We start from the raw sequence: 24,759 nt of genomic DNA, 5'->3' as shown, positions 1-24,759 counted from the left end.
GTCCAACCTTTCCTCCCCCCCCACAAAAAGTGGAACGGGTTGTTTGAGGGAAGGGGGGGGAGGGGTGTGTTGGGGGGGAGGTTTGTGGTTTTTTTTTTTTTCCCCCCCCCCCCCCCCCCCCCCACGACCAACCCGAGCCGGGCTTCAGCGGCCTCCCACCCGCGGTCCCGGCCCGACGGCAGAAACCGCCGCGGCGGATGCGTTTCCCGGACCAGTGCGCGCATCGCGGCCAGATCCGGCAGGTCGGCACCCAGGGTCCGGGCCTGCACGAGCACGTTGCCCAGTGCGGTCGCCTCCACCGGACCGGCCAGCACCGGCACGCCGCAAGCGTCCGCGGTCAGCTGACACAGGAGTTCGTTGCGCGCTCCGCCACCGACGACGTGGACGACCTCGATCGTCCGGCCCGTCAAGGCCCCGGCTTGGCGGACCGTGCGGCGATAGGCCAGCGCGAGACTGTCCACAATGCACCGGACGAGCTCGCCGCGCGTGGACGGCGGACGCTGGCCGGTCTCCCGGCAGGCCCGTACGATCCGGGACGGCATGTCCCCCGGCGGAAGGAACGCGGGCGCGTCGACGTCCACCACCGCGGCCAGCGGTGGTGCTTCGGCCGCTTCCGCGAGCACGTCGGCCAGGTCGACACGGTCGCCGCGCGCGGCCCAGGTCCGGAGGGTTTCGGTCAGCGCCCACAGTCCCATCACGTTGCGCAGGAAGCGGATCTTGCCGTCGACGCCGGTTTCGTTGGTGAAATTGGCGGCGAGCGCGGCGTCACCGAGTTCCGGTGCGTCGAGTTCGAGGCCGACGAGTGACCAGGTGCCCGACGAGATGTAGGCGAAGCTCGTGCCGGGTTCGGCGGGCACGGCGGCCACGGCCGACGCCGTGTCGTGGGAACCGACCGCGATCACCGGCGTCGACGGTAGCGCGAGGTCGGCGGCCTGCTCCGGCGGCAGCATGCCGATCCGCTCCCCCGGATCCCGCAGCGGCGGCAGGAGCCGCGACGGGATTCCGGCTCGTCCGGCGAGGTCCACCGCCCAGGACCGCGCGCGGACGTCGTAGAGCTGGGTCGTCGAGGCGTTGGTCCGTTCCGCGCCGATTTCCCCGGTCAGCCAGTAGCCGAGCAGATCGGGAATCAACAGCATCGTCTCCGCCGGAGCCAGTCTGTCCACTTCGGACACCAGCTGGTAGAGCGTGTTGAACGGCAGCTGCTGCAACCCGGTGACGTCGTAGAGCTCCCGCGCCGGGATGGCCTTCCCGACCTGTTCCAGGACGCCGTCGGTACGGGAATCCCGGTAGTGCACCGGATTTCCCAGCAGTGCGCCCGAACCGTCGAGCAGTCCGTAATCCACGGCCCACGAATCGATGCCGATCCCGGACAGCCCGCCACCGGCGTACACCGCCTGGATACCGCGCAGCATCTCCCGGTGGATGCCCAGCACGTCCCAGTACAGCGTCCCGCCCGCCCGCACCGGACCGTTAGGGAACCGGTGCGCCTCCTGGAGCCCGAGGTGTCCCCGGCCGACCGACCCCGCCATCACGCGCCCGCTGGACGCGCCGAGGTCGACGGCCGCCACCCGCAGCACCGACACCGTCTTTCTCCCGTCTCAGCGAAGGAACGCCGCCGCCACACCCGCGTCCACCGGCACGTGCAACCCGGTGGTGTGGGTCAGGTCGCCGCCGGTGAGCGCGAACACCGCCGCGGCCACGTGCTCGGGCAGCACCTCGCGTTTGAGGATCGTTCGCTGGGCGTAGAAGGCGCCGAGTTCCTCTTCCGGCACGCCGTACACCGCGGCCCGTTGCGCGCCCCAGCCGCCGGCGAAGATGCCCGAACCACGGACCACACCGTCCGGATTGACGCCGTTGACACGGATTCCGTGCCCGCCCAGCTCGGCCGCGAGAAGCCGCACCTGGTGCGCCTGATCCGCCTTCGCCGCACCGTAGGCGACATTGTCGGGACCGGCGAACACCGAGTTCTTCGAAGAGATGTAGACGATGTCGCCACCGATTCCCTGCGCCACCATCGCCTTCGCGGCGGCCTGCGAAACCAGGAAGGACCCCTTCGCCATCACGTCGTGCTGCAGGTCCCAGTCCTGCTCGGTGGTCTCCAGCAGCGGCTTGGAGATCGACAGGCCCGCGTTGTTGACGACGAGGTCCACCCCGCCGAACGCGAGCACAGTGGCGTCCACAGCGGACTGGACGGCCACGGCGTCGGTGACGTCCGCGGTCACCGCGATGGCCTGGTCGGCGCCACCGATGCCCGTGGCGACCGCTGCCGCCGCGTCCGCGTCGAGATCGGCGATCGCGACGCACGCGCCTTCGGCCGCGAGCCGCTCGGCGATAGCCTTGCCGATACCCGAACCGGCCCCCGTCACCAGGGCGATCCGGCCCGCCAGCGGTTTCGGCTTCGGCATCCGCCGCAGCTTCGCCTCTTCCAGCTCCCAGTACTCGATTCGGAACTTCTCGCTTTCCGGGATCGGCGCGTAGGACGACACCGCCTCGGCGCCCCGCATCACGGTGATCGCGTTGACGTAGAACTCCCCCGCCACCCGCGCTGTCTGCTTGTCCTTGCCGAAGGAGAACATGCCGACACCGGGTACGAGCACGATCGCCGGGTCGGCGCCGCGCATGGGCGGGCTGTCCGGCGTCGCGTGCCGCTCGTAGTAGGCGCGGTAGTCCGCACGGTAGGCCTCGTGGAGTTCCTTCAGCCGGCTGACGACGTCCTCGATCGGCGCGGTCGCGGCCAGGTCGAGCACGAGGGGACGGACCTTGGTGCGCAGGAAATGGTCCGGGCACGACGTACCCAGCGCCGCGAGCGGCGCGAGCTTCTCCCGCGCCAAGAAGTCGAGCACCACGTCACTGTCGGTGTAGTGCCCGACCTGTCGCAGGTCGGTCGAGGCGAGCCCACGGATCACCGGCGCGAGCGCCGCCGCACGGGTACGGCGCTCGGCCTCGGGCAGCGGCTCGAACCCCGGCACGATCGCCCCGAACGGCTCGGCGATCCCGCGGTCGGCGAGGAACTTCTCGGCCGTACGGATGATCTCCAAAGAGTGTCGTTGGCACTCTTCGGAGGTCGAGCCCCACGCGGTGATGCCGTGCCCGCCGAGGATCACGCCGATCGCCCGCGGGTTCGCGGCCTTCACCGCGGCGATGTCCAAGCCCAGCTGGAATCCCGGCCGCCGCCAATCCACCCACGCGACCCGGTCGCCGAAGCACTCCTTCGTCAGCGCGGCGCCGTCGGCCGCGGTGGCCAGCGCGATTCCGGAGTCCGGATGCAGGTGGTCGACATGTGCGGCGTCGACCAGTCCGTGCATCGCCGTGTCGATCGACGGCGCCGCCCCGCCCTTGCCGTGCAGGCAGTAGTCGAACGCCGCGACCATCTCGTCCTCGCGCTCGACGCCCGGGTAGACGTCGACGAGGGCACGCAACCGGTCCAGCCGCAGGACGGCCAGTCCAGATTCGGTCAACGTCCCGAGGTCACCACCGGATCCCTTGACCCACAACAGTTCCGTCGGCTGTGCGGTCACCGGGTCGATCACTTCCCCCTTCGCCGAAGTGTTGCCACCGGCGAAGTTCGTGTTGCGCGGATCGGCGCCCAGCGCGTTGCTGCGGGCGACGAGTTCGGACGGCACGCTCATGCTCCCCACCCCGCCTGCTGACCGTCGGCCCGCTCGGCCACGATCTTCTCCTGGTATCCACTGCGGTGATAGGCCGCGATCGGGTCCGGATCCAGCCCGGCTTCGGTGCGCAGTTCGGCCAGCAGCGGCCGGACGTCGGTGTTGTAGGCGTCCATCACGATCGCGTTGGCCTCCAATACCTTTCCGTCACGCTGGGCCGCGCGCAGCGCGTCCCGGTCGACCAGCAGGGCCTTCGCCGTGGCTTCCTGGACGTTCATCACCGAGCGGATGATCGCCGGGATCTTCGCCTCGATGTTGTGGCACTGGTCGAGCATGAAGTTGATGCCGTAGGCCGGGTCCAGCGCGTCGCCGCGGACGATCTCGTACATGATCCGGAACAGCTGGAACGGATCCGCCGCACCCGCCATCAGGTCGTCGTCGGCGTAGAACCGGGAGTTGAAGTCGAACGCGCCGAGCTTTCCGGCGCGCAGCAGGAAAGCGACGATGAACTCGATGTTGGTACCGGGCGCGTGATGCCCGGTGTCGATGCACACCGTCGCCTTCTCCCCGAGTTCCAGGCAATGCGCGTAGGACGTGCCCCAGTCCGGGATGTCGGTGGCGTAGAAGGCCGGCTCGAACAGCTTGTACTCCAGCAGCAGCCGCTGGTCGTCGCCGAGCCGGTCGTACGCCTCCCGCAGTGCCGCCGCCATCCGGTCCTGCCGGTCGCGCAGATCGTCCTGGCCCGGGTAGTTGATGCCGTCGGAGAACCACAGCTTCAGGTCACGCGATCCGGTGGCGTCCATAATGGACACCGCCTCCAGCAGGTGGTCGGTCGCCTTGCGGCGCACCCCCGCATCCGGATTGGTCACCGAGCCGAGTTTGTAGTCCTCGTCCTGGAAGACGTTCGTGTTGATGGCACCGATCTCGATGCCCAGATCCCTGGCGAAGCGGGTGAGCGCGCCGAAGTCGTCGACCCGGTCCCAGGGGATGTGCAGGGCGACACTCGGCGCGACGCCGGTGAACCGGTGCACGGTCGCCGCGTCCGCGATCTTCTCCTCCGGCGTACGCGGCACGCCTGCCTGGGGGAATACCTTGAACCGCGTGCCGGAGTTGGCGAACGCCCACGACGGCGTCTCGATCCGCTGCGTCCGCAGCGCGGATTTCACGGCCGTAAGGTCGGGCAAGTCGATCACGTCTTTCCTCGTCGAGCGCCGGTCAGGCGCTGTGGAACACCTCGGTCAGCAGGCGCAGGCTCTCGTCGGGCCTGCCATCGGTGAAGAATTCCGCCATCTCCGCCTGCCAGCGGGAGTTGACCTCGGTACGGGCCATCGCCGCCTGCGCCGCCGCGAGATCGTCGGCTTCGACATAGCCGATGAGCAGCCCGTCTTCGCGCAGGAACAACGAATAATTACGCCAGCCGCTTTCCCGTAACGCCGTCAGCATCTCCGGCCACACGGCCCGATGACGCTCGGCGTATTCGGCCGTGCGGTCGGGTTTCACCTGGAGGCAGAAGCAATACCGTGCCATGGCGGGTCAGAAGTCGAACTTGTCGATGTTGGCCGCGTCGAACGTCGTCGGCGGGCCGAGCACGATCTCCCCGTTCGCGCCGATGGTGTACTCGCCGAGCTTGCCCGCCTTGAACTTCTGGCCTTCGGCACCGGTGATCTGCCCGGAACTCAAGGCCACACCGGCGTAGGCAGCCAGGTAGCCGATGTCGGCCGGGTTCCACAGCGCGAACTGCTTGACCGTGCCGTCCTTGACGAAGGCGCGCATCTGGTTCGGGGTGCCCAGCCCGGTGACCGCGACCTTCCCCTGGTAGCTCGACGAGCTCACGTACCGGGCCGCGGCCGCGATGCCGACGGTCGTCGGCGCGACGATGACCTTCAGATTCGGGAACGACTGCAGCAGACCTTGCGCCTCCTGGAACGACTTCTGGTCGTCGTCGTTGCCGTAGGCGACTTTCACCAGCTTCAGGTTCGCGTACTCGGGCTTGGCCAGGGTCTGCTTGGCGACCTCGATCCAGGCGTTCTGGTTGGTGGCGTTGGGGGTCGCGGAGAGGATCGCGATCTCGCCCGACCCGCCGGACAGCTCCTTCGCCTGCTTCACCAGCTGCTCGCCGATGCCCTGAGTGGTGGCCTGGTTGATGAAGACGTCACGGCAGTCCTTGGCCGCGTCGGAGTCGAACGCCACGACCTTGATCCCGGCGCCGCGTGCCTGGTTCAGCGACGGGCACACCGCGTTCGGGTCGTTCGCGGCGATGCCGATGACGTCCTGCTGCTGCTGGATGAGCGTGTTGATGTAGCTGACCTGCGAAGACGCGCTCGCGTCGTTCGGGCCGACCAGCTTGTACTCCCCCTTGAGCTCCTCCAGCGCCTGCTTGCCGCCGCCGACCTCGATGTCGCTGTAGGGGTTGTTGAGCTGCTTGGGCAGGAACGCCATCTTCACCCCCTCCTTCGTGGCCGCGCCCGGATTCGCGGCGGCGGTGGACTGAGCGGGGCCCGAACCGGCGGTGTCGTTCTTGGTGGTGCCCCCGCAAGCGGCGAGGGTGACCACCAGACCGGCGGCGGTGGCGGCCGAGAGAACGCCGGTAAGGAATCGACGCGTCATTGTCGTCAACCTTTCTGGGGCGGAGGTGCGGACGGCCTGCCGCGCCGTAATCCGGCGCGGGCCGAGGACAAGACGTTGGGCAGGAGTACCGAGACGATCAGCAGCACCCCCGTCACGATGTTGAGCGCTTCGTTCGACACGTCCTGCAGGCGAAGCGCGTTCTGCAGGGTCGCCAGCAGCACGACACCGGCGAGCACCCCCGGCAGCGTGCCCTTGCCGCCGAAGATCGAGACCCCGCCGAGCAGCACGGCGGCCACCACGGCGAGTTCGAGACCGAAGCCGTTGTCGGCCCGCGCGCTGGAATACCGCAGCGTCCACACCACACCGGCGAGGCCCGCGATCGCGCCGCTGACCACGAACAGCCAGAACTTCAGCCTGCCGGTGCGGATCCCGGCGAACCGCGCCGCCTGTTCACTCGCCCCGGCCGCGAACACCCCGCGGCCGATCGGCGTCGCGTGCAGCACCACACCGAAGATCAGCGCCAGTACGACGAGCGGGAGCAAGACGTTCGGGATCGGGCCGTCACCGATGGTCCCGGTGACCCAGGCGGTGAAGTCGCGGGGGAAGTCCGCCACCGCGCCGTCACCGAGCACCACGAACGCCAGTCCGCGATACAGCGCCATCGTGCCGATCGTGACCGCCAGCGAAGGCAGTTTCAGGACGGTGACGAAAAAGCCGTTCAGTGCGCCGAGGACTGCGCCGAGGACGACGCACAGCGGGATGATCGTCTCGATCGCCAAACCGCTGTCCCACAAGGAACCCATCACGGCCGAGGTCAGGCCGAGGGTGCTCGCCACCGACAGGTCGATCTCGCCGGTGACGATCACGAACGTCACCGGCAACGCCACGAGCGCGATCGGCAGCAGATCCAGCAGCAGGAACGTGAAGTTGCGGCCCGTCCCGAAGTTCTCGACCACACCGGAGGCGATCAGCAGGACGACGACGGTCAGCACGATCACCGCGCCGTCCCAGCTCGCCAGCCTGGACAGCCACGCGCTCTTGGACTGTGCCCGCTCAGACATGGGAGTCCCTCTTCTTCAGTGCCTTCGCGACGCGGACCGCGACCAGCCGGTCGGCGCCGATGGCGAGCAGGATCAACGCGCCGACGATCGCCTGCTGCCAGAACTGGTCGATGTCCAGTACCGCCAGCGCGCTGCCGATCACGGTCAGCAGGAGCGCGCCGAGGCCCGCGCCCCACGCCGAACCACTGCCCCCGAACACCGCGACCCCGCCGACGACGGCGGCCGCGACGACGTTGAGCTCGTACCCGGATCCGGCGGCCGCGTCGACGGTGCCGAACCGCGCCGCGAACAGGACTCCGGCCAGACCCGCGAGCGCGCCGCTGACCAGGAAGGCGGCGCTGGTGTTGCGACCGACCTTGATGCCGGCGAGTTTCGCGGCCTGCGGGCTCGAGCCCATCGCGTACAGCTCGCGCCCGGCGCGGTAGTTGCGCAGGACGACCGACGCGGCGATCAGCACGACGGCCGCGATCAGCACCAGCCACGGAACACCCAGCAGCGTCGCGGTCCCGAAGCCGAGGAACGACGGCGGCAGCTTGTCGGCGTTGATCTGCTGCCCGCCCGCCCACAGGTAGGACACGCCGCGGAAGGCGTAGAGCGTGCCGAGGGTGACCACCAGCGCCGGTACCTGTCCGAACCGGACGAGAGCACCGTTGATCAGACCGCACACGGCACCGAGGGCCAGCCCGGCCAGCAGCGCGACGAGCACCGGCACGCCGGGGTTGTCGCGCATCAGCGAACCGACCGCGAACGCCGACAGCCCCAGCACCGAACCGACGGACAGGTCGATGTTCCGGGTGATCATCACGATCGACTGTCCGACGGCCAGTACCGCGAGGATCGCCGTGCCGAGCAGGATGTCGCGAATGCTCTGCCCGGAAAGGAATCGCGCGTTCTGGGTGGCGGTGAACGCCACCAGCACCACGAGTGCCAGCGCGATCCCCGACTCGCGGGCTTTGAACACCGTCATGCGGCCGTTCCCTGTCCCATCGCGGCGAACATCACCGAGTCCTCGGTGGCTTCGGCGCGCGGAAGTTCCGCGACGATCCGGCCTTCGCGCATGACCAGCACCCGGTCGGCCATCCCCAGCACTTCGGGCAGTTCCGAAGACACCATCACCACCGCGACCCCTTCGGCGGCCAGTTCCGACATCAGCCGGTGCACTTCCGCCTTCGTGCCGACGTCGATCCCCCGCGTCGGCTCGTCCACGATCAAGACCCGCGGCGCCGTCGCGAGCCATTTGGCCAGCACGACCTTCTGCTGGTTACCGCCCGACAACGTGCCGACGGCGTCGGTCAGGCTGCGGTATCTGGTCCGCAGCCGATCCGTCCAGTGCCGCGCTTCCCGCCGTTCCTCCGCGCCGGTGAGCAGACCGAGTCTCGCCAGCGCACGCGAACGGGGCAGCGTCACGTTCCGCTCGATCGACAGGTCCATCACCAGCCCCTGCTGCCGCCGGTCCTCGGGCACGAGCGCCATCCCGGCGGCCATCGCCGCCCGCGGCGAATGCGGCCGGATCCGCTTGCCGTTCAAGCGAACCGAGCCCGTGTCGCGTTCGTCCACCCCGAACACCGCCTGCACGACCTCGGACCGGCCCGAGCCGACCAGTCCGGCGAAGGCCACGATCTCGCCCACCCGGACCGAAAAAGAGACATCCCGGAAGACGCCCTCCCGCGACAGGTTCTCGACCTCCAGGACCACCGCCCCCGGTTCGACGTCCTGCTTGGGGAACAGCGCGTCGAGATCGCGGCCGACCATGCGGCGCACCATCTCGTCGACCGTCAGGTCCCCGGCCCGATCGGTCGAGACATGTTTGCCGTCGCGCATGATCGTCACGCGCCGGCACAGCTCGGTGATCTCCTCGAACCGGTGCGAGATGAACATGATCGCCGCACCCTCGTCACGCAGGGCCCGCGCCACCGAGAACAGGCGCTCGACCTCGACCAGGCTCAACGCCGCCGTCGGCTCGTCCATGATCAGCACCCGCGCGTCCGCGCTCAGCGCCTTCGCGATCTCGACGATCTGCTGATCGGCGATCGACAGCCCGCGCGCGGGCCGGGACGGGTCGATCCGCACGCCGAGGCGGGCGAACAGCCGCAGCGCTTCGGTCTGGACTGCACCGTGGTCGATCATGCCGAGGCCGCGGCGTGGATGGCGGCCCATCACGATGTTCTCCGCCACCGAAAGATCCGGGAAAAGGGTCGGTTCCTGATAGATCACCGCGATACCGGCGGCCTTCGCATCGGCGGGCGAGGCGAAGGCGACCGGTTCGCCGTCCAGCAGCAATGTCCCGGTGTCCGGCCGGTGCACCCCGGCCAGCATCTTGACGATGGTCGACTTGCCCGCCCCGTTCTCCCCGACCAGAGCGTGCGTCTCCCCCGCGTACAGGGGGAACGACACTCCGGCGACGGCCGCCACCGCGCCGAAGGACTTCGACACGTCGCGGACTTCCAGCAGGGGCACGCGGCCCGGCTCGACTCTGGACCGCTCCTGTCGCCCCATCGCGACCTCCGGATTGAAAGGTTTCACAAGCCTGGAGCGGTGAAGCTACTATGGCCCGAACGGCGAAGTCAACGAAAAGCCGAATAAGCTCAGGCAGCCGTAGTGTTACGTTTCAAGAGGGGGGTACGGATGACCGACCGGGGCTCGAAGGAAGCCAGACTCGAGACTCGTGCGGCGGGCATCAAGGATGTCGCGGCCGCCGCCGGTGTCTCCCTCGGCACGGTCTCCAACGTGCTCAACCGGCCCGACCGGGTCAGCCCCGGCACCCGCGCGAAGGTCGAAGCCGCCATGGCCGAACTTCGCTTCGTCCGCAACGAATCCGCGCGGCAACTGCGCGCCGGGCGCAGCCGCGTCCTCGCCTACGTGATGCTCGACGGCAGCAACCCGTTCTTCACCGACGTCGCCGCCGGGATGGAGGACGCCGCCGCCACGGACGACCTTTCGCTGTTCCTCTGCAACAGCGCCAACCTCCCCGACCGCGAGAAGGCCTACCTCGACCGGCTCGAAGAGCAACGCGTCCAAGGCATCCTGATCACCCCCGCCGACCCCGACTCACCACTACTCGACGAGATCGCGCGGCGCGGCACCCCGATCGTCATCGTTGATCGCACCCGCGACACCGCCACCCACTGCTCGGTCGCGGTCGACGACGTCCACGGCGGTGAGATCGCGGTCCGGCATCTGATCGAACAGGGCCACGACCGCATCGCCTTCGTCGGCAACCAGACCACCCTCGGCCAGGTACGCGATCGCCGCGAAGGAGCCCTCCGTGCCCTCGCCGAAGCCGGCCTGGGACCGGAGCACCTGGTCGACATCACCACCTCGACGCTGACCGTCGCCGACGGCCGCAACGCCGGCGAACGTCTGGCCGGCCTGCCCGCGCCGAACCGCCCGACCGCCGCCTTCTGCGTCAACGACCTGCTCGCGCTCGGCCTCCTGCAGGCCTGCGCCGCCCTGCGCCTGAACGTCCCCGACGACCTCGCGATCGTCGGCTACGACGACATCGAGTTCGCCTCCGCGGCGGCGGTCCCGCTGACCTCCGTGCGCCAGCCACGCCACCGGCTCGGCCGCACCGCGGCGGAACTCCTGATGGCGGAGACCACCGAAACGGATCACGAGCACCGGCAGGTCATCTTCACCCCGGAACTGGTCGTGCGGGCCTCCACCCGCCGCAAGAACTGAAGTCCGTGAAGGCCTCCTTCCCTACTCTCAAGGTAGGAAAGGAGGCCTTCACGGACATCCCCCTTGACCAGTCCAGCGCTAGCGTGGGTTCCCGATGCTTCCCGGGACCGACCGCAGGGCGTTGTACCAAACGGCGGCCATCTTGTCGTAACCGGTGGCGTTCGGATGGACGCCGTCGGGAAGGTCGGCCGCGGTCAGCGCGCTGTGCATGTTCACCAGGTGCACGCGTTTGCCCGCGTTCACCTTGTCGCGCACGATCCCGGGCAGCGCGTTGTTGAACGTCCGCACGGTGGCGTCGCCACTCGCCCACCCCAGCGGGATGAGCTGCGCGACGAACACGTCGGCGTTGGGCGCCGTCGAGGTGACGTGGTCGATCAAGGTGGACAGCCTGCGCGGCGCGCCCGCGACGTCGTGATTCTGCAGCACGTCGTTGGTGCCGATGTGCAGCAGCACCGAGCGCGGCTGGTAGGTCCGCATCCAGCCGGTGACAGCCGCGTCGATCTGGTCGATGCGCCAGCCGGAATGCCCTTCGTGATCGTGGTCCCAGAGACTGCCCGGCCCGTTGAACTGCGAGCCGACGAAGTCGTTCGTGTATCGGCCGGCCGCCAGTCGCTGCCACAGCCCGATCCGGTATCCGCCGGGGACCCCGTACCCGTGGGTGATCGAATCACCGAGGGGCATGACCCGCACACCCCCGTTCGATTCGGCGTGGCCGACACCGGCCAGACCGGCGACCGCTACCGTCACGGCCGCCGCGACGGCCAGCATCCTTGTCCGTAGTCCCATCGTCGACTCCTGGTCAGCAGGTGGAATTCTTCTGGGTGAGCAGGCCGAGCCGCCAGGGCAGGCTGTTGTAGTCGCCGCCCGCCGACGGATTCATGCCCTGGTACAGATACTGCAACCGGCACGGATTGACGGGCAGCGTCTGGTCGTTGCCGGCGCGGAGCATCTCGCCGTGACTGATGTCCTTCGTCCACTGCCCGCCGGGCAAGGCCACATTGGACGCCCGGGCGAAGGGATTGCTTTCGCTGGCTGCCAGCGGCCTGAACGTGCCGTTGATGCTCGACGACGTCCAGGAACGGAAATACCGGCGGCCGTCGGACCCGATCGCCTCCACCAGCAGCAGATACTGGTTCTGTCCGGCGATCTTGTAGACATTGCTCGCCTCGAACAGGTTGTGCGTGTTCGAATCCTGCATCGCGATCACGGTGTTGGTGAAACCGTTCGGGAAGTTCGCCACGGTGGTCTGCGACCGGTACAGATGCCCGTTGTCGTCGGAGGAGAACAGATAGCAGTTCACCGCGTCACAGATGACCCACATGTCGACCCAGTACCCGGCGCCGATGTTCTGCCGGATGATCTCCGGCATCGCACTGTAGAACGTCTTCGGGGCGCTCCAGCCGTTGGGGTTACCGATGTCGCTGTTGGTGGAGTAGGCGGCGTTGCCGTTCTGGTAGACGAGGTACCACTTGCCCTGTGGCGCGAAGTAGAAGATCTGCGGTGCCGCACGGTAACCCGTGCCGATCGCGGACTTGTCGAGGTAGTGGTGGGTGGCGGAGCCGGCTTGCGACCAGTCGGAGAAGCTGAGGTACACCAGGTTGTAGCCGGAGGCGTTCGCGGTGCTGGCGAACACGTGGTACTTCCCGTTGTGGTAGACCACCGAGGGATCCTTGATCCCGGCGATCTTATGGGTGGCATCGGATTTGGGACTGATCAGCACACCGCTGGAACTCCACTGGAAACTCGTCGGCAGGGCCGCGGAGGCGGCGGTCGCCACAGGGACGTTCAGCAAGGCGGCCAGCATCACCGAGATGGCGGCCACGAGGTGCCGGATTCGGGTTTTCACCAAACCTCCTGCGGGCAGGAAACAGTGAACCGGTGGCGGCCGAAACTTTCGCCATCGGGCGGGGAAATCGGTGAGTCACGAAACCTTTCGCTGCTGTTGTTAGCGATAACATTCCGTTGGAAACGTCAGCTTAATACGACACCCGGCACTCTGACAACGCCCGATGACGGACACGTCACCCACAGCGATCTCGATCGTCCATTCTGGACAGACAGCGCCGACATCGTTGACATACCCGCTGACCTGGGAGCGTTCCCATGCACCGGTCCCTTCCGGCACGGCCGACGCGCGTGGCACAGTCGTCGCGATGAGCTTGGATGACTTGCCGGACTGGCTCCCCGCCTGGTGCACTGACCAGCTCGGGAACGAGCCGGTCAGCGTGTTGTTCGAGGCGCGATCGATCTCGGCGGTGTTCGGGCTACGACTGGCCGACGGTCGGGACATCGTGGTGAAGGCCCGAGAGGACGACGGGCGAACCACGTCCTGTGTCGCCGCGCAGGCCGTGTTGGCGGAGCGGGGATTTCCGTGCGCCCGGCCGCTCACCCCCGTGATCGGCGTCGGCGCGCTGGCCGTGCACGCCGAGGAATACCGGCCGGGCGGCGAGGTGGTCCCTGGCGATTCCCCGGAGATCGCCGCGTGTTACGCGGCGGTGTTCGCCGGGCTGCTGGCCACACTGGCCGACGTGACCGTCCCGCCTCCGGTGCCGAATCCACGCTGGGTCCGTTGGGACCACGAGGATTCCGGGCTGTGGCCGTCGATCCGGTTCCTTGACGAACGGGACCAGCGCGCCGTGCCCGCGTACATCGTCGACACGGCCGAGCGGGTCCGCGCGCGACTGCTGGCCGCCGAGCTGCCGTGCGTACTGGGCCACGCCGACTTCGAAGCGCAAAACCTCCGCTGGCACGAAGGCCGCGTGTGGGCCGTGCACGATTGGGACAGCCTGGCGTGGCAACCCGAGGCGGCGCTGGCGGGAGCGGCGAGCGCGGTCTTTCCCAAGACCGGGCCCGCCACTCTGCCGCCGATCGAAAGTTCCGAAGCCTTCTTGGCGACATATCAGGACCTTCGAGGGCGGAGGTTCTCCGCGGAGGAGCAGGAGATCGCGTGGGCGGCCAGCCTGTGGCCTGCCGCCCACGACGTCCGATGGGAAGCCTTGTGCATCGATTCCCCGCCACCGCGTGAGGTCGTCCGCGCACAGGTGGCCGAACGGCTCCGCCGAGCGAACGCCTAGATCGCCACCGCCTGGCAATTTACATCGTTTTCGATGTATCGTTTCCGATATGAAGGCCAGCGAGCTGTACTTGCTCGGCAAGCACCTGATGGAGCTCGCCTCCCGGGGTATGCGCGACGACACCGATCCGGAGGCCCCGGAGATCTACGACCTGCTCATCTCGGTACTCGTCGAAGGTCCGGGCATGTCGATCGGCGAACTGGCCGCGCGCACCGGTTTCGCGCAGAGCCATGTCTCCGCCGCCGTCGCGAAGATGCGGGACGAAGGCGCGGTGGTGACGCGCCCGGATCCGGCGGACCGGCGCCGCACCTTGGTCACGCCGGTCGAGGCGCTGATCGAGGTGGTGGCGCAACGACAGCAGCGCGCCGCCGAGCAGGTCATCGCGGACGCGCTCGCCGAGCTCGATCCGGACGTGGACGCGGTCGCGGACCGGGCCGCGCGACTCACACTCGCGGCCGAGGAATTGTACCGGGTGCTGACCGCTCGCGCGTTGGGCGTGACGGGGGATGTCGAGCTGATGCCGCTGAACTCGCTGACCGAAAAAGCGGCCGAAAGGCCGAAAAGAAGGGGGAGAACATGACTGGGGCGACCGATTACCCGTTCACGCAGGCGGAGCCGTTGCGGTGTCCGGCGGAATTCACCCGGCGGCAGGACGAGGAACCCGTCGGCAGCGTCCGGCTGGTGTCCGGCGAGGACGCCTGGCTCGTCACTCGCCACGCCGACATCCGGACGTTGCTGGCCGATCCGCGGTTCCGGCCGTGGGTTCCCGGAACGCCTGTGGACAGTGGCGACGAACTGCTCTTCACCATGTCGGGTCCCGAACACGCGCGGCTGCGCCGGATCGCGGCCAAAGCCCTCACCCCTCGCCGGATCGAGTCGCTGCGGCCGCGGGTCGAAGCCGTCGCGGCGGACCTGGCCGCGAAACTGATCGCGCAAGGGCCGCCCGCCGACGTGCTGGACGGGTTCGCGATCCCGTTCGCCCTCGCGGTGCTCATCGAACTTCTCGGCGTCCCGCCGTCGGCTCGCGACGAGCTGCGGACCTGGACCGACGGAATCGTCGCGGTGTTCACCGCGCCGGACTACGAGGAGATGGCCGAAGCGGCCCAAAATCTGGGCGGCTATCTCGCGGAACTGGTCGAGGCGAAGCGGAACGCGCCCGGGGACGACCTGCTGACCGGACTCATCGAGGCGCGGGACGACTCCGGTGACGCCTTGCGCCCGGAAGAGATCACCCACCTCGCCTTCGCGACCATGATCGCCGGATACGTCCCACCCGCGAACGCGCTGGCACAGGCCGTCCTGCGGCTGGCAGTCGCGCCGGAGCTGCCCCGGGATGCCGACTCGATGCCCGCGCTGGTCGAGGAACTCCTGCGCCAGGACCAGGGTTCCGCCGCCGACCAAGGACGGGTGGCCGTCGAGGACGCCGAGATCGGTGGGGTCCCGATCCGCGCCGGCGACTTCGTCCTCGCCCCGCTGCGCGCGGGCAACCACGACCCCCGGCGGTTTCCCGAGCCGGACTCGGTCGATCTCGCCCGGGCGCCAGGGCATCTCACCTTCGGGCACGGGCCCCATCACTGCCTGGGCGCGGCCCTGGCCCGGCTGGAACTCCGGACCGGGCTCACCGCACTGCTGGCCGTCGCGCCACGACTGCGGCTGGCCGTACCGTTCGACGAACTCACCTGGCGGCGAATGTTCCTGACGTTGCAGGGGCCCGTCGCCGTCCCGATCGCGTGGTGAGCCGCTAGCGGTCGGGCCGTGAAGGCCTCCTTCCCTACCTTAAGCGTAGGGAAGGAGGCCTTCACGGACTTTCCGACTTGAGGCTGCGGTGTTCCCACCGTGTCAGCAGCCACGCCCCCTCTAGTGGGCGAGCACCCCGCTGATCTCGTTCGGCGTTCCGGGCAGCGTTCCGGTCGTCGTCTTCGTACCGGAGGCGAGATCGACGGCGTGGATCTCCTTCTTGCCCGGATCGGTGACATACGCGGTCCCGCCACGGACGAAGATCGCCGGTCGCGGCCGCTGCCATTCGAGCGGTTCCTGCCAGGAGCCGAGCACCGCGATCTTCTTGGTCACCGTGCCGGCCACCGGGTCGATCACATGGATCTGCCCGTCGGTGCCCAGCACCAGTGCCTCGCCCTGCGGGCCACGCGCCAGCGACCGGAAGGTGTAGCTGGTCCCGAGTTCGACGTGCTTGAGCGTGGCCTTCTCGGTGTCGATCAGCGACACCCGGGTCGGACGCTCGAGTTCCGCAGCCTTGTCGACCTTGTAGTCGCCCAAGGTGATCGGCGAAAGGTCCGAACCGGCCTGGTTGCCGATGCGGCCGTAGGGATCCGGGCTGGTGACCTTGGTGATGGCGCCGTCGCGATAGATGAGGACGCCGGTCTCGCAGCCGATCACAACCGCTTCGCCGCGCGCGGCGGCCTCACCGTGCACGCCGGGGCATTGTTCGTTGCGCGCGATCTCCTTCTTTTCCTTGTCCAGCACCACGATGCCGGGGCGGGCGTCCTCGTTGCCGATGGTGGTGACCAATTCGCCACCGGCGAGTTCGACGGCCACGCCGTGATGGGCTTCCGGCGTCTTGTGTTTCGGCGCGGGCGGAGCCGCGGCGCCGAGTGTCTTCGGATCGAACACCGTCACCTCGCCGGTCCCGTCCGCGAACAGCACCGTCTTCCCGGCGTGGCGGACGACGTGCCCCGGTTTGGCCGCCTTGACCTCGGTGTCGGTCAGCACGGCGCCGACGGCGTCGAGCACGCGGAAGCCGCTGGAAGTGGAGACCAGCAGATGCCGGTCGTTCCCGGCCGGGTTGAGCCGGTTGAAGCCGTCGAGCGGAAGGTTCTTGGCCACCTTCAAGGTTTTCCCGTCGAGCAACAGGATTCCCCCGTCGTAGGTGACGGCGACGGGGTCGGCCACGACGGCCGCCGCCATCGGGGCGGCACCTTGAGCCTGCGGCGCCGGTTCTCCGGTCGCGCAGGCGGCGAGCGCGAGCGTGCTCACCGCCGTCGTCATCAGTGCGGCGTATCGGGTGGGGCGTGCCATTCAACTGCACCTTTCTTCTGTGCCAGGTCTTTCAAGAGTGGGTGAGGCCGGTGGTGATCGACTCGGTGTTGGCGCGCATCATGTCCAGGTAGGTGGCCGCGCCCTGCCCCGGTTCGCTGAGCGATTCGGAGAACAGCGAGCGCACCGCCACGTGCAGGCCCGCCTGCTCGGCCAGCACCCGTGCGAGCCGGTCGGGCTGGGAGGAATCCGCGAAGATGACCGGCACGCCTGCCGAACGCACGGTGTCGGCCAGCGCCTTCAGGTCCGAAGAGCTGGGCGAGGCGAGGGTCGTTCCGCCGGGGATCACGGCGCCGACCACCTCGAAGCCGTAACGCTGGGCGAGGTAACCGAAAACATGATGGTTGGTGACCAGCTTCCGGCGTTCTGCCGGGATGTTCCCGAACTTCTGGGTCATCGTGGCGTCCAGCGCCTCGATCTCGCCGCGGTAGCGGTCGGCGTTGGCCCGGATCACCTTTTCGTCGACACCGGGGACACGGGCGACGATCTCGTCGGCGATCACCTTCACCGCGTCGCGCACCCGGCCCGGGTCGGTCCAGAAATGCGGATCCTTGGTGCCACCCGCGTAGTCGATCGGGTTCGTCCGCTCCCCCACGGGAAGGGCCGCCACGCCGTTCTCCTCGGCGGTGCGTACCGTGCGCAGCATGCCTTCTTCGAGCCCGAGTCCGTTGTAGACGATCAGCCCCGCGCGTTCGACCTGTGCGGCTTGCTGCGCGGAGATCCCGAACGAATGCGGGTCGGCGTTCGGTTTCATCAGCACGGTCACCTCGGCCTGATCCCCCACGATGTTGCGGGTGATGTCACCGAGGATGTTCGTGGTGACGACGACGGAATTCCGGCCCTCGCCGCTGGCGGAACATCCGGCGACCGCAAGCAGCACCGCGGCGACCACGGCGAGCATCCGGCGGCTCATCGGCCGGTCTCCACGATGTGACCGGCCTTGCCGTCGACCTTCAGCGTCCTGGCGCGACGGAGGTTGTCGTTGTAGTCGATCTCGTACACCTCTCCGGAAAGCGGGTTGTTGACGTACGCGCGCGTCGTGTCGACCTGCACGGAGGGAGCCGCGGCCGCTTCGGGCGAGAGCAACGGAATCCGGGTCTGCTCCTTCCCAGTGACACCGTCGTAGGCGCGCAAGCTGCCGTCGCGCGCCAGCACCAGGACGGGGCCGCCCTCCCCCACCGCGCTCAGCGCGGCGACCGGTCCGGTCTCGAGGTACCGCCAGGTCCGGCGCCCGACGTCCAGTGACCACACGGCGTCGTCCCCGGATTTGGCCGCGAGCGTGGTACCGCCCGGCCGATGGAAGAAAGTGGTGGCGCGCTCGTGTGTGGCGGCTTCCGCCGGGTACGGGATCTTCTCGCCGGTGAAGGTGCCGTCCTTTTCCGTGACCAGCAGCGCGCCGTCCGCGCAGCCGAAGACGACACCCCGTCGGGTCACCGCCTGCCCCTGCAGTTCCGGGCACGGCGGTTCGAGCTCCGCCACGGGTTTTCCTTGCCGGTCATGGACCCGCACCCGGTGCGCGTACGGCTTGCCGGGGTCTGCCACCGAAGCCAGGATGTGCTTGCCGTAGGGCACCGCGATGCCGGCGTGCGGCTCTCGCACGATCCTGCCCAGTTCGGCCACGGAGCCCTTGTCGAGCGCGGCCCGGTCGAGCACGGTCGCCGAACCGTCCGAAAAGGACACTACGGAGACCACCGGATCGCTGTAGGCACCCACCGGCTGTTTTCCTGGCGCCAAGCCGACTTCCCGGGGTTTCGCACGGTAGTAGTGCACGTGGTCGCCGTGGTCGACCATCCAGGCTCCACTGTCGATCACGCGAACCGACCCGTCGCCGCCGGTCAGATAACCGAATCGCCCGTCGCCGACCAAGCCGCGCACGCCCTCGACGCGCCCGGTTTCGTGCACCTCCTCGGTGATCAGGTCGACCACGCGCACGGCACCCGACGCGGGATCCGCGACGATCAACCGTGACTGCGCCTCGGCGGCTTCCTCAGCGCCTTCGACATAGCCGTGCGGGACCTCCGCGGCGGTGTCTCGTGGTGGCTCGCCGCCACAGGCCGCCAGAGTCATCGCCGTGACCGCGAGGACGACGGCCGCCCTGCCCTTCTTGAGTCTCATCGTGAACGCTCGATCTCCAGTGTCGGGGAACGGAAGTGTTGTCGCGCGAAGGAAAGGAACGCGGAGAGGAAGAACAACAGGACCGCGCCCGCGGCGATGGTCGCGCCGGCCGCGGTGCCCCAGTGCCAGGACACGAGCAGACCGCCGACCGTGGCCGCGACACCCAGCAGCGCCGCGACGAGCATGATCGTGGTGATCCGCCGCGACCAGAAGAGCGCCGCCGCCGCAGGGGCGATGAGCAGGCCGAACACCAGCAGCGTCCCGACCACGCGGAACGAAGCGACGATCGTCAGCGTGACCAGCGCCAGCAGCACGGCGTTGGCCAGGCGTGGACGCAGGCCCAGGGTGTGGGCCTTGCGGACGTCGAAGGTGAGCGCGGTGAACGCCCGGTGTCCCAGCAGCGCCACCACCGCCACGACGACCAGCGTGATCGCCAGGCCCACCAGATCGGCGGAGCCGACAGCGAGCACGTCACCGAAGAGGAACCCGGTGAGATCGACGGCGAACGACCGTGAATGCGACACGATGATCACGCCGCTCGCGAGCATGCCGACGAAGAGAAGCCCGATGGTGGTGTCCTCCGACAACCGCTTCGAGCGGCCGAATGCCGTGACCCCGAGCGCCATCACCCCGGCGCTGACCGCGGCGCCGATCAGCAGGTTCACGCCGGTCAACGACGCGATCGCCACGCCGGGCAACATGCCGTGCGACATGGCGTCGCCGATGAAGGCCATGCCCCGCAACACCACCCAGGTGCCCACGACCGCGCACACCACCGACACGAGCACGCCCGCCACCAGCGCTCGCTGCACGAAGGACACCTCGAAGGGGACCAGTAACCACTCCACGCGAACCACTATAATGGTAACGATTGTCATTATCTGAATGAGGTGGGATGAACTCGGACACAACGGCCCTCACGCTCGACGGCGTACACGCGCACTACGGCCACCGGGAAGTGCTGTGCGGTGTCACCGCCGAAGTGCCGCACGGGCGCCTCACCGCGGTCGTCGGCGCGAACGGAGCGGGCAAGTCGTCGCTGCTCAACGTCGTCGCCGGGGTGCTGCCGCCGACCGCCGGTTCATGCACCCGGCGCGATCCCCGCCGGGTCGCCTACGTGACCCAGCAGAGCGAGGTGTCCTCGTCGCTCCCGATCACCGTGCGCGCCACCGTCACCATGGGCCGCTGGGCACACCGCGGCCCGTGGCGCCGACTGTCCACCATGGACCGTGAAGTGGTCGAGGAATGCATGGCACGACTCGACATCATCTCGATCGCGCACAGGATGCTCGGCACCTTGTCCGGTGGCCAACGTCAGCGGGCACTGGTGGCGCAAGGACTGGCGCAGCAAGCCGGGCTGCTGCTGCTCGACGAACCGTCGGCCGGTCTGGATCTGCACGCCCGGACCATGATCGACGAGGCACTGCGAGCCGCGCTCGCCGAGGGAACGACGATCCTGCGGGTCACCCACGATCTCGCGGTCGCGCGCCGGGCGGATCATTGCCTGCTGCTGCGGGACGGACACCTCGTCGCGGCGGGTCCGCCGAGTTCGGTACTGACTTCCGGTCAGGTGGCGGAGGCCTGGGGAATCCCGTTGACCGACTGAGATCCGGCCGCCGGTGGGCGTAAGTCCGTGAAGGCCTCCTTCCCTACGGTGAGGGTAGGGAAGGAGGCCTTCACGGACCGCTGATACAGCCGGTCATCGCAACACCGCCGGATCACCTCCGGCGACTTCGCTGGGCGCGGGCGACGGCTCGCGCAGGGTGGCCATCGCCAGGAAGCCGCCGGCGATCGCGATTCCGGCGGCACCGAGGAACGCCGCCGAGTACCCGCTGGTCAGCGCGACCGGGTCACCGGTCCGCCCCGCGCCGAAGGACACTCCGACCGCGGTCATCGCGGCGAGGCCGAGTGCCGAACCGATCTGGTAAGACGTGTTCACGATCCCCGACGCGAGTCCGCCTTCCTCCGGTTTCGCACTGGAGATGGCGGTGCCGAGCGACGGGATGAACGCGAGCGCCTGACCGAGTGCGGCGACCAGCGAAGCGGGCAGAACGTCGACGACGAAGTTGCCGGTCGGGCTCACGAACGACAGCCACACCAGGCCCGCCGCGAGCGCCCACAATCCGCCGATGATCATCTTCTTCGTCCCGAAACGGCCGATCAACCGCGGTGCGACGGCGACCATCAGCACGACGATCAGCACGGTCATCGGCAGGAGCGCCGCCCCGCTGGCGAACGCGCCGTAATTCAGGACCTGCTGGAGATACAGGTTGAGGAAGTACCACATCGGGATCCACGCCGCGCCGAGCAGGAACTGCGCGAGGTTCGCGCCGCCGAGGTTCGGTGTCCGGAAGATTCCCAGCCGCACCAACGGCACTTCGCGGACCCGCTGGATCACCACGAACACCGCGAGCAGCGCGAGGCCACCGGCCAACGCTCCCCACGTACCCGCCGAAGCCCAGCCCGCCTCCGGTGCGCGGACGACGCCGAACACGGTCAGCGCCAGGCCCGCGGTCGCCACGACGGCGCCGGCGAGGTCGACCGAACCACTCCGGACGGGCGCGGAAGGCATCAGCTTTCCGGTCGCCAGGATGGCGATCAGCGAAATCGGGACGTAGAGCCAGAAGATCCACGGCCAGGACAGCCACTCGGTGATCACGCCGCCGAGGAAGACCCCGGCGGTACCCCCGGCGGGGGCTGCCGCGCCGTAGAGCGCGAGCGCCTTGGTCAGTTCCCGAGGGCGTGCGCCGAACAGCATCATCAGCAGGGTGAGCGCGGACGGCGCGATCAGCGCCGCGCCCGCGCCTTGCAGCACCCTGCCGAGGAGTTCGACCCACGCGGTGCCCGCGACCGCGGCGACCACGGAACCACCGAGGGTCACGACCCAGCCGGCGGTGAACATCTTCCGCGCCCCGAACAGATCCGAGAGGCGTCCGCCGAGCAGCAGCAACCCGGCCAGCGCGATGACGTAGGCGTTGAACACCCACGAGAGGGCTCCCGGGGAGAACCCGAGGTCTTGCTGCATCGCGGGTAGTGCGACGCCGATGATCGAGGTGTCCATGATGACCATGAACTGGGCCAACGCGATGAGGCCCAGCGCCCACCACCGTCGCGGGTCCGGGGTTGTCTCGGCCATGACGACCGTCCTTTCTGGATTTAATACCCCTAGGGGGTATCTGACGAACCTGAACATAGGCTCGATCCAGTGCGGGACGCAAGTACGCCCAGGGGGTAATCGTGTCGCCCTGGTCACAAGGTTCGCTACAACGCACAAAGCACTCGCGCGACACCTAATCAGGTGTCGCGCGAGTGCTTTCGACGCTCAGCTGGCTGTGCTGCGGAATCCCTTGAGCCGCAGGCTGTTCGTGACCACGAAGACCGAGCTGAAGGCCATCGCGGCACCGGCGATCATCGGGTTGAGCAGCCCGGCCGCGGCCAGTGGCAGCGCCGCGACGTTGTAGGCGAAGGCCCAGAACAGGTTGCCCTTGATGGTGCGCAGTGTCCGCCGGGAAAGCCGGATCGCGTCCACCGCCGCCCGCAGATCCCCGCGGACGAGGGTGAGATCCGACGCCTCGATGGCGACGTCCGTACCGGTGCCCATCGCCAGGCCGAGGTCGGCCTGTGCCAGCGCGGCCGCGTCGTTGACGCCGTCACCGACCATCGCGACCACCTTGCCTTCACCCTGCAACCGCTTGACCACGTCGACCTTGTCCTTGGGCAGGACCTCCGCGATCACCTCGGTGATCCCCACCTCCGCCGCCACCGCGTGGGCCACGGCCTCGTTGTCGCCGGTGAGCAGGACCGGCGTCAGCCCGAGCGACCGCAGCTGCGTGATGGCCTCGGCGGAGGTCGGCTTGACCGTGTCGGCGACGACGAGCACGGCGCGGGCCTTCCCGTCCCAGCCGACGACGACCGCGGTACGGCCCTCTTTCTCCTCGGCCGCCTTCGCCCCGGCGAGCTCCTCCGGCAGGTGATGTGCCCACTCTTCCAGCAGGGCGCTGCGCCCGGCCAGTACCGCCTTGCCGTCGACGATCCCTTGCACGCCAAGGCCTTCGACGTTGGTGAAGCCCTCGACGGACGGCAGCTCACCCATCCGCTCGCGTGCCGAGCGGGCGATGGCCTGCGCGATCGGGTGCTCCGACGCGTCTTCCAGCGCGCCGGCCAGTCGCAGCGTCTCCTCGGCGTCGACGCCGTCGGCGACGTGCACGGCCACCAGCGACATCTGCCCCGTGGTCACGGTGCCGGTCTTGTCGAGGACGACCGTGTCCACCGCGCGGGTCGATTCCAGCACCTCCGGTCCCTTGATCAGGATCCCGAGCTGCGCCCCGCGGCCGGTGCCGACGAGCAACGCGGTCGGCGTCGCCAGGCCCAGCGCGCACGGGCAGGCGATGATCAGCACGGCGACCGCCGCGGTGAACGCCGCCGCGACCGAACCGCCCGCCCCGAGCCAGAACATCAGCGTGCCGACGGAAAGCGCGATCACGACCGGCACGAACACCGCCGACACCCGGTCCGCCAGCCGCTGGACCTGCGCCTTCCCGGTCTGGGCGTCCTCCACCAGCTTGGCCATCTGCGCCAGCTGCGTGTCCGCGCCGACCCGTGTCGCACGGACGACGAGCCGCCCGCCCGCGTTCACCGTCGCACCGACCACCGCGTCCCCGGGGCCGACCTCGACCGGAACGCTCTCCCCGGTCAGCATGCTCGCGTCGACGGCGGAACTGCCTTCGGTGACGACGCCGTCGGTGGCGATCTTCTCGCCCGGCCGGACCACGAACTCGTCCCCCGCGACCAGCTGATCGACCGGGATACGGTCCTCCTTGCCGTTCCGGAGGACCGCGACGTCCTTCGCGCCCAGCTCCAGCAAGGCCCGCAACGCCGCACCCGCCCGCCGCTTGGAGCGGGCCTCGAAATAACGTCCGGCGAGGATGAACGTCGTGACACCGGCGGCGACCTCGAGATAGATGTTGCCGTCACCGGCCATCCGCTGCACGGTCAGCTCGAAGGGATGCGTCATCCCCGGCGTCCCGGCGGTCCCGAACAGCAGGGCGTACAACGACCACAGGAAAGCCGCCAGGGTGCCCATCGAGATCAGCGTGTCCATGGTGGCCGCGCCGTGGCGCAGATTCGCCCACGCCGCCTTGTGGAACGGCCACGCCGCCCACACCAGGACCGGCGCGGCCAACGTCAAGGAGATCCACTGCCAGTAGGTGAACTGCAGGGCGGGCACCATCGCCAGCAGGATCACCGGCACCGACAGCACCGCCGATCCGATCAGCCGCTGCCGCAACGGCGCGCTCGGATCGGCCTCTTCCCGAGGCTCGCCGGGGTCGGCGGTCTTCGCCGGGGCGGGTACGGCGGCCGAGTAGCCGGCCGCCTCCACCTGCTCGATCAACCGCTGCGGCTCGATACCGGCCGGATAGGTGACTTTGGCCTTCTCGGTGGCGTAGTTGACGGTCGCGGTGACCCCGTCGAGCTTGTTCAGCTTCTTCTCGATGCGCATCGCGCAGGACGCGCAGGTCATCCCGGTGATCGCGAGTTCGACTTCGGTCCTCCGCACCTGGTCGACATCGGATGTCATTGTGCTCACTCCTTTTCGACTCTCGC

Annotated in this window: 21 protein-coding genes; 5 read left to right on the top strand and 16 right to left on the bottom strand. The window is 68.7% G+C overall.

Annotated features, from left to right (window positions below; translation table 11 throughout):
• The 8 genes from ACZ7KI_RS12035 to ACZ7KI_RS12000 all read right to left on the bottom strand — a co-directional run.
• On the bottom strand, positions 1-1,529 hold a 1,529-nt coding region (locus ACZ7KI_RS12035), incomplete at its 3' end, for a rhamnulokinase (RefSeq protein WP_470273185.1).
• A 69-nt stretch (positions 1,530-1,598) separates the two neighbouring features.
• Positions 1,599-3,629: a bifunctional aldolase/short-chain dehydrogenase gene (locus ACZ7KI_RS12030; RefSeq protein WP_470273149.1), complete on the bottom strand. Its 2,031-nt coding sequence runs from the start codon at positions 3,627-3,629 to the stop codon at positions 1,599-1,601.
• Entirely contained in the window at positions 3,626-4,801 is a 1,176-nt protein-coding gene (gene rhaI, locus ACZ7KI_RS12025) for an L-rhamnose isomerase (protein WP_470273148.1), read from the bottom strand. Before rhaI ends, ACZ7KI_RS12030 begins: the two co-directional genes overlap by 4 nt.
• Positions 4,802-4,823: 22 nt before the next feature.
• Positions 4,824-5,135 carry an L-rhamnose mutarotase gene (locus ACZ7KI_RS12020; RefSeq protein ID WP_470273147.1) on the bottom strand — a complete coding sequence of 104 codons (312 nt, stop codon included), beginning with the start codon at positions 5,133-5,135 and terminating at the stop codon, positions 4,824-4,826.
• Between the two features lie 6 nt (positions 5,136-5,141).
• Positions 5,142-6,215: a rhamnose ABC transporter substrate-binding protein gene (rhaS, locus tag ACZ7KI_RS12015; RefSeq protein ID WP_470273146.1), complete on the bottom strand. Its 1,074-nt coding sequence runs from the start codon at positions 6,213-6,215 to the stop codon at positions 5,142-5,144.
• 5 nt (positions 6,216-6,220) lie between these two features.
• Positions 6,221-7,237 (bottom strand): ABC transporter permease, encoded by a 1,017-nt coding sequence (locus tag ACZ7KI_RS12010; protein WP_470273145.1) that lies wholly within the window; start codon positions 7,235-7,237, stop codon positions 6,221-6,223.
• Complete coding sequence (locus tag ACZ7KI_RS12005; protein ID WP_470273144.1) at positions 7,230-8,204, bottom strand: ABC transporter permease; 975 nt, start codon at positions 8,202-8,204, stop codon at positions 7,230-7,232. Before ACZ7KI_RS12005 ends, ACZ7KI_RS12010 begins: the two co-directional genes overlap by 8 nt.
• The gene (locus ACZ7KI_RS12000; protein WP_470273143.1) at positions 8,201-9,733 is read right to left on the bottom strand and encodes a sugar ABC transporter ATP-binding protein; all 1,533 of its coding nucleotides are present in this window, start codon (positions 9,731-9,733) and stop codon (positions 8,201-8,203) included. The genes ACZ7KI_RS12005 and ACZ7KI_RS12000 overlap by 4 nt, the downstream gene beginning before the upstream one ends.
• 129 nt (positions 9,734-9,862) lie before the next feature.
• On the opposite strand from ACZ7KI_RS12000, the gene ACZ7KI_RS11995 reads away from it, so the two are divergent.
• Complete coding sequence (locus tag ACZ7KI_RS11995) at positions 9,863-10,915, top strand: LacI family DNA-binding transcriptional regulator (protein WP_470273142.1); 1,053 nt, start codon at positions 9,863-9,865, stop codon at positions 10,913-10,915.
• A gap of 78 nt (positions 10,916-10,993) precedes the next feature.
• Here ACZ7KI_RS11995 and ACZ7KI_RS11990 read toward each other — a convergent pair whose 3' ends face one another.
• Together ACZ7KI_RS11990 and ACZ7KI_RS11985 are read right to left on the bottom strand one after the other, a co-directional pair.
• Positions 10,994-11,701 carry an SGNH/GDSL hydrolase family protein gene (locus ACZ7KI_RS11990; RefSeq protein WP_470273141.1) on the bottom strand — a complete coding sequence of 236 codons (708 nt, stop codon included), beginning with the start codon at positions 11,699-11,701 and terminating at the stop codon, positions 10,994-10,996.
• Between the two features lie 13 nt (positions 11,702-11,714).
• Positions 11,715-12,761, bottom strand: coding sequence for a glycoside hydrolase family 62 protein (locus ACZ7KI_RS11985; protein ID WP_470273140.1), 1,047 nt, complete (start codon positions 12,759-12,761; stop codon positions 11,715-11,717).
• A 307-nt stretch (positions 12,762-13,068) separates the two neighbouring features.
• Here ACZ7KI_RS11985 and ACZ7KI_RS11980 point away from each other — a divergent pair, with 307 nt between their 5' ends.
• Genes ACZ7KI_RS11980 through ACZ7KI_RS11970 form a run of 3 tightly spaced genes read left to right on the top strand, consistent with a single transcriptional unit; the run spans position 13,069 to position 15,726 of the window.
• Positions 13,069-13,989 carry a phosphotransferase gene (locus ACZ7KI_RS11980; protein ID WP_470273139.1) on the top strand — a complete coding sequence of 307 codons (921 nt, stop codon included), beginning with the start codon at positions 13,069-13,071 and terminating at the stop codon, positions 13,987-13,989.
• A gap of 49 nt (positions 13,990-14,038) precedes the next feature.
• Complete coding sequence (locus ACZ7KI_RS11975; RefSeq protein WP_470273138.1) at positions 14,039-14,569, top strand: MarR family winged helix-turn-helix transcriptional regulator; 531 nt, start codon at positions 14,039-14,041, stop codon at positions 14,567-14,569.
• Complete coding sequence (locus tag ACZ7KI_RS11970; RefSeq protein WP_470273137.1) at positions 14,566-15,726, top strand: cytochrome P450; 1,161 nt, start codon at positions 14,566-14,568, stop codon at positions 15,724-15,726. Before ACZ7KI_RS11975 ends, ACZ7KI_RS11970 begins: the two co-directional genes overlap by 4 nt.
• A 120-nt stretch (positions 15,727-15,846) precedes the next feature.
• On the opposite strand, the gene aztD is transcribed toward ACZ7KI_RS11970, so the two are convergent.
• The 4 genes from aztD to aztB are packed head-to-tail and all read right to left on the bottom strand — an operon-like array spanning position 15,847 to position 20,003.
• Entirely contained in the window at positions 15,847-17,022 is a 1,176-nt protein-coding gene (aztD, locus tag ACZ7KI_RS11965; protein WP_470273136.1) for a zinc metallochaperone AztD, read from the bottom strand.
• Positions 17,023-17,053: 31 nt separating this feature from the next.
• On the bottom strand, positions 17,054-17,953 hold the full coding sequence (gene aztC / locus ACZ7KI_RS11960; RefSeq protein WP_470273135.1) for a zinc ABC transporter substrate-binding protein AztC: 900 nt from the start codon (positions 17,951-17,953) through the stop codon (positions 17,054-17,056).
• Positions 17,950-19,155 (bottom strand): hypothetical protein, encoded by a 1,206-nt coding sequence (locus ACZ7KI_RS11955; protein WP_470273134.1) that lies wholly within the window; start codon positions 19,153-19,155, stop codon positions 17,950-17,952. The genes aztC and ACZ7KI_RS11955 overlap by 4 nt, the downstream gene beginning before the upstream one ends.
• Entirely contained in the window at positions 19,152-20,003 is an 852-nt protein-coding gene (aztB, locus tag ACZ7KI_RS11950; protein ID WP_470273133.1) for a zinc ABC transporter permease AztB, read from the bottom strand. The genes ACZ7KI_RS11955 and aztB overlap by 4 nt, the downstream gene beginning before the upstream one ends.
• A 47-nt stretch (positions 20,004-20,050) precedes the next feature.
• Here aztB and aztA point away from each other — a divergent pair, with 47 nt between their 5' ends.
• Complete coding sequence (gene aztA / locus ACZ7KI_RS11945) at positions 20,051-20,761, top strand: zinc ABC transporter ATP-binding protein AztA (protein ID WP_470273132.1); 711 nt, start codon at positions 20,051-20,053, stop codon at positions 20,759-20,761.
• Positions 20,762-20,854: 93 nt separating this feature from the next.
• Here the strand turns inward: aztA and ACZ7KI_RS11940 are convergent, their stop codons facing one another.
• Together ACZ7KI_RS11940 and ACZ7KI_RS11935 are read right to left on the bottom strand one after the other, a co-directional pair.
• Complete coding sequence (locus ACZ7KI_RS11940; protein ID WP_470273131.1) at positions 20,855-22,291, bottom strand: MFS transporter; 1,437 nt, start codon at positions 22,289-22,291, stop codon at positions 20,855-20,857.
• A 186-nt stretch (positions 22,292-22,477) separates the two neighbouring features.
• Positions 22,478-24,733 (bottom strand): heavy metal translocating P-type ATPase, encoded by a 2,256-nt coding sequence (locus ACZ7KI_RS11935; protein ID WP_470273130.1) that lies wholly within the window; start codon positions 24,731-24,733, stop codon positions 22,478-22,480.
• Positions 24,734-24,759 lie beyond the last annotated feature (26 nt).

The organism is Amycolatopsis sp. NPDC039088 (assembly GCF_055598845.1).
This window is presented reverse-complemented; position numbering and strand designations above follow the sequence as displayed.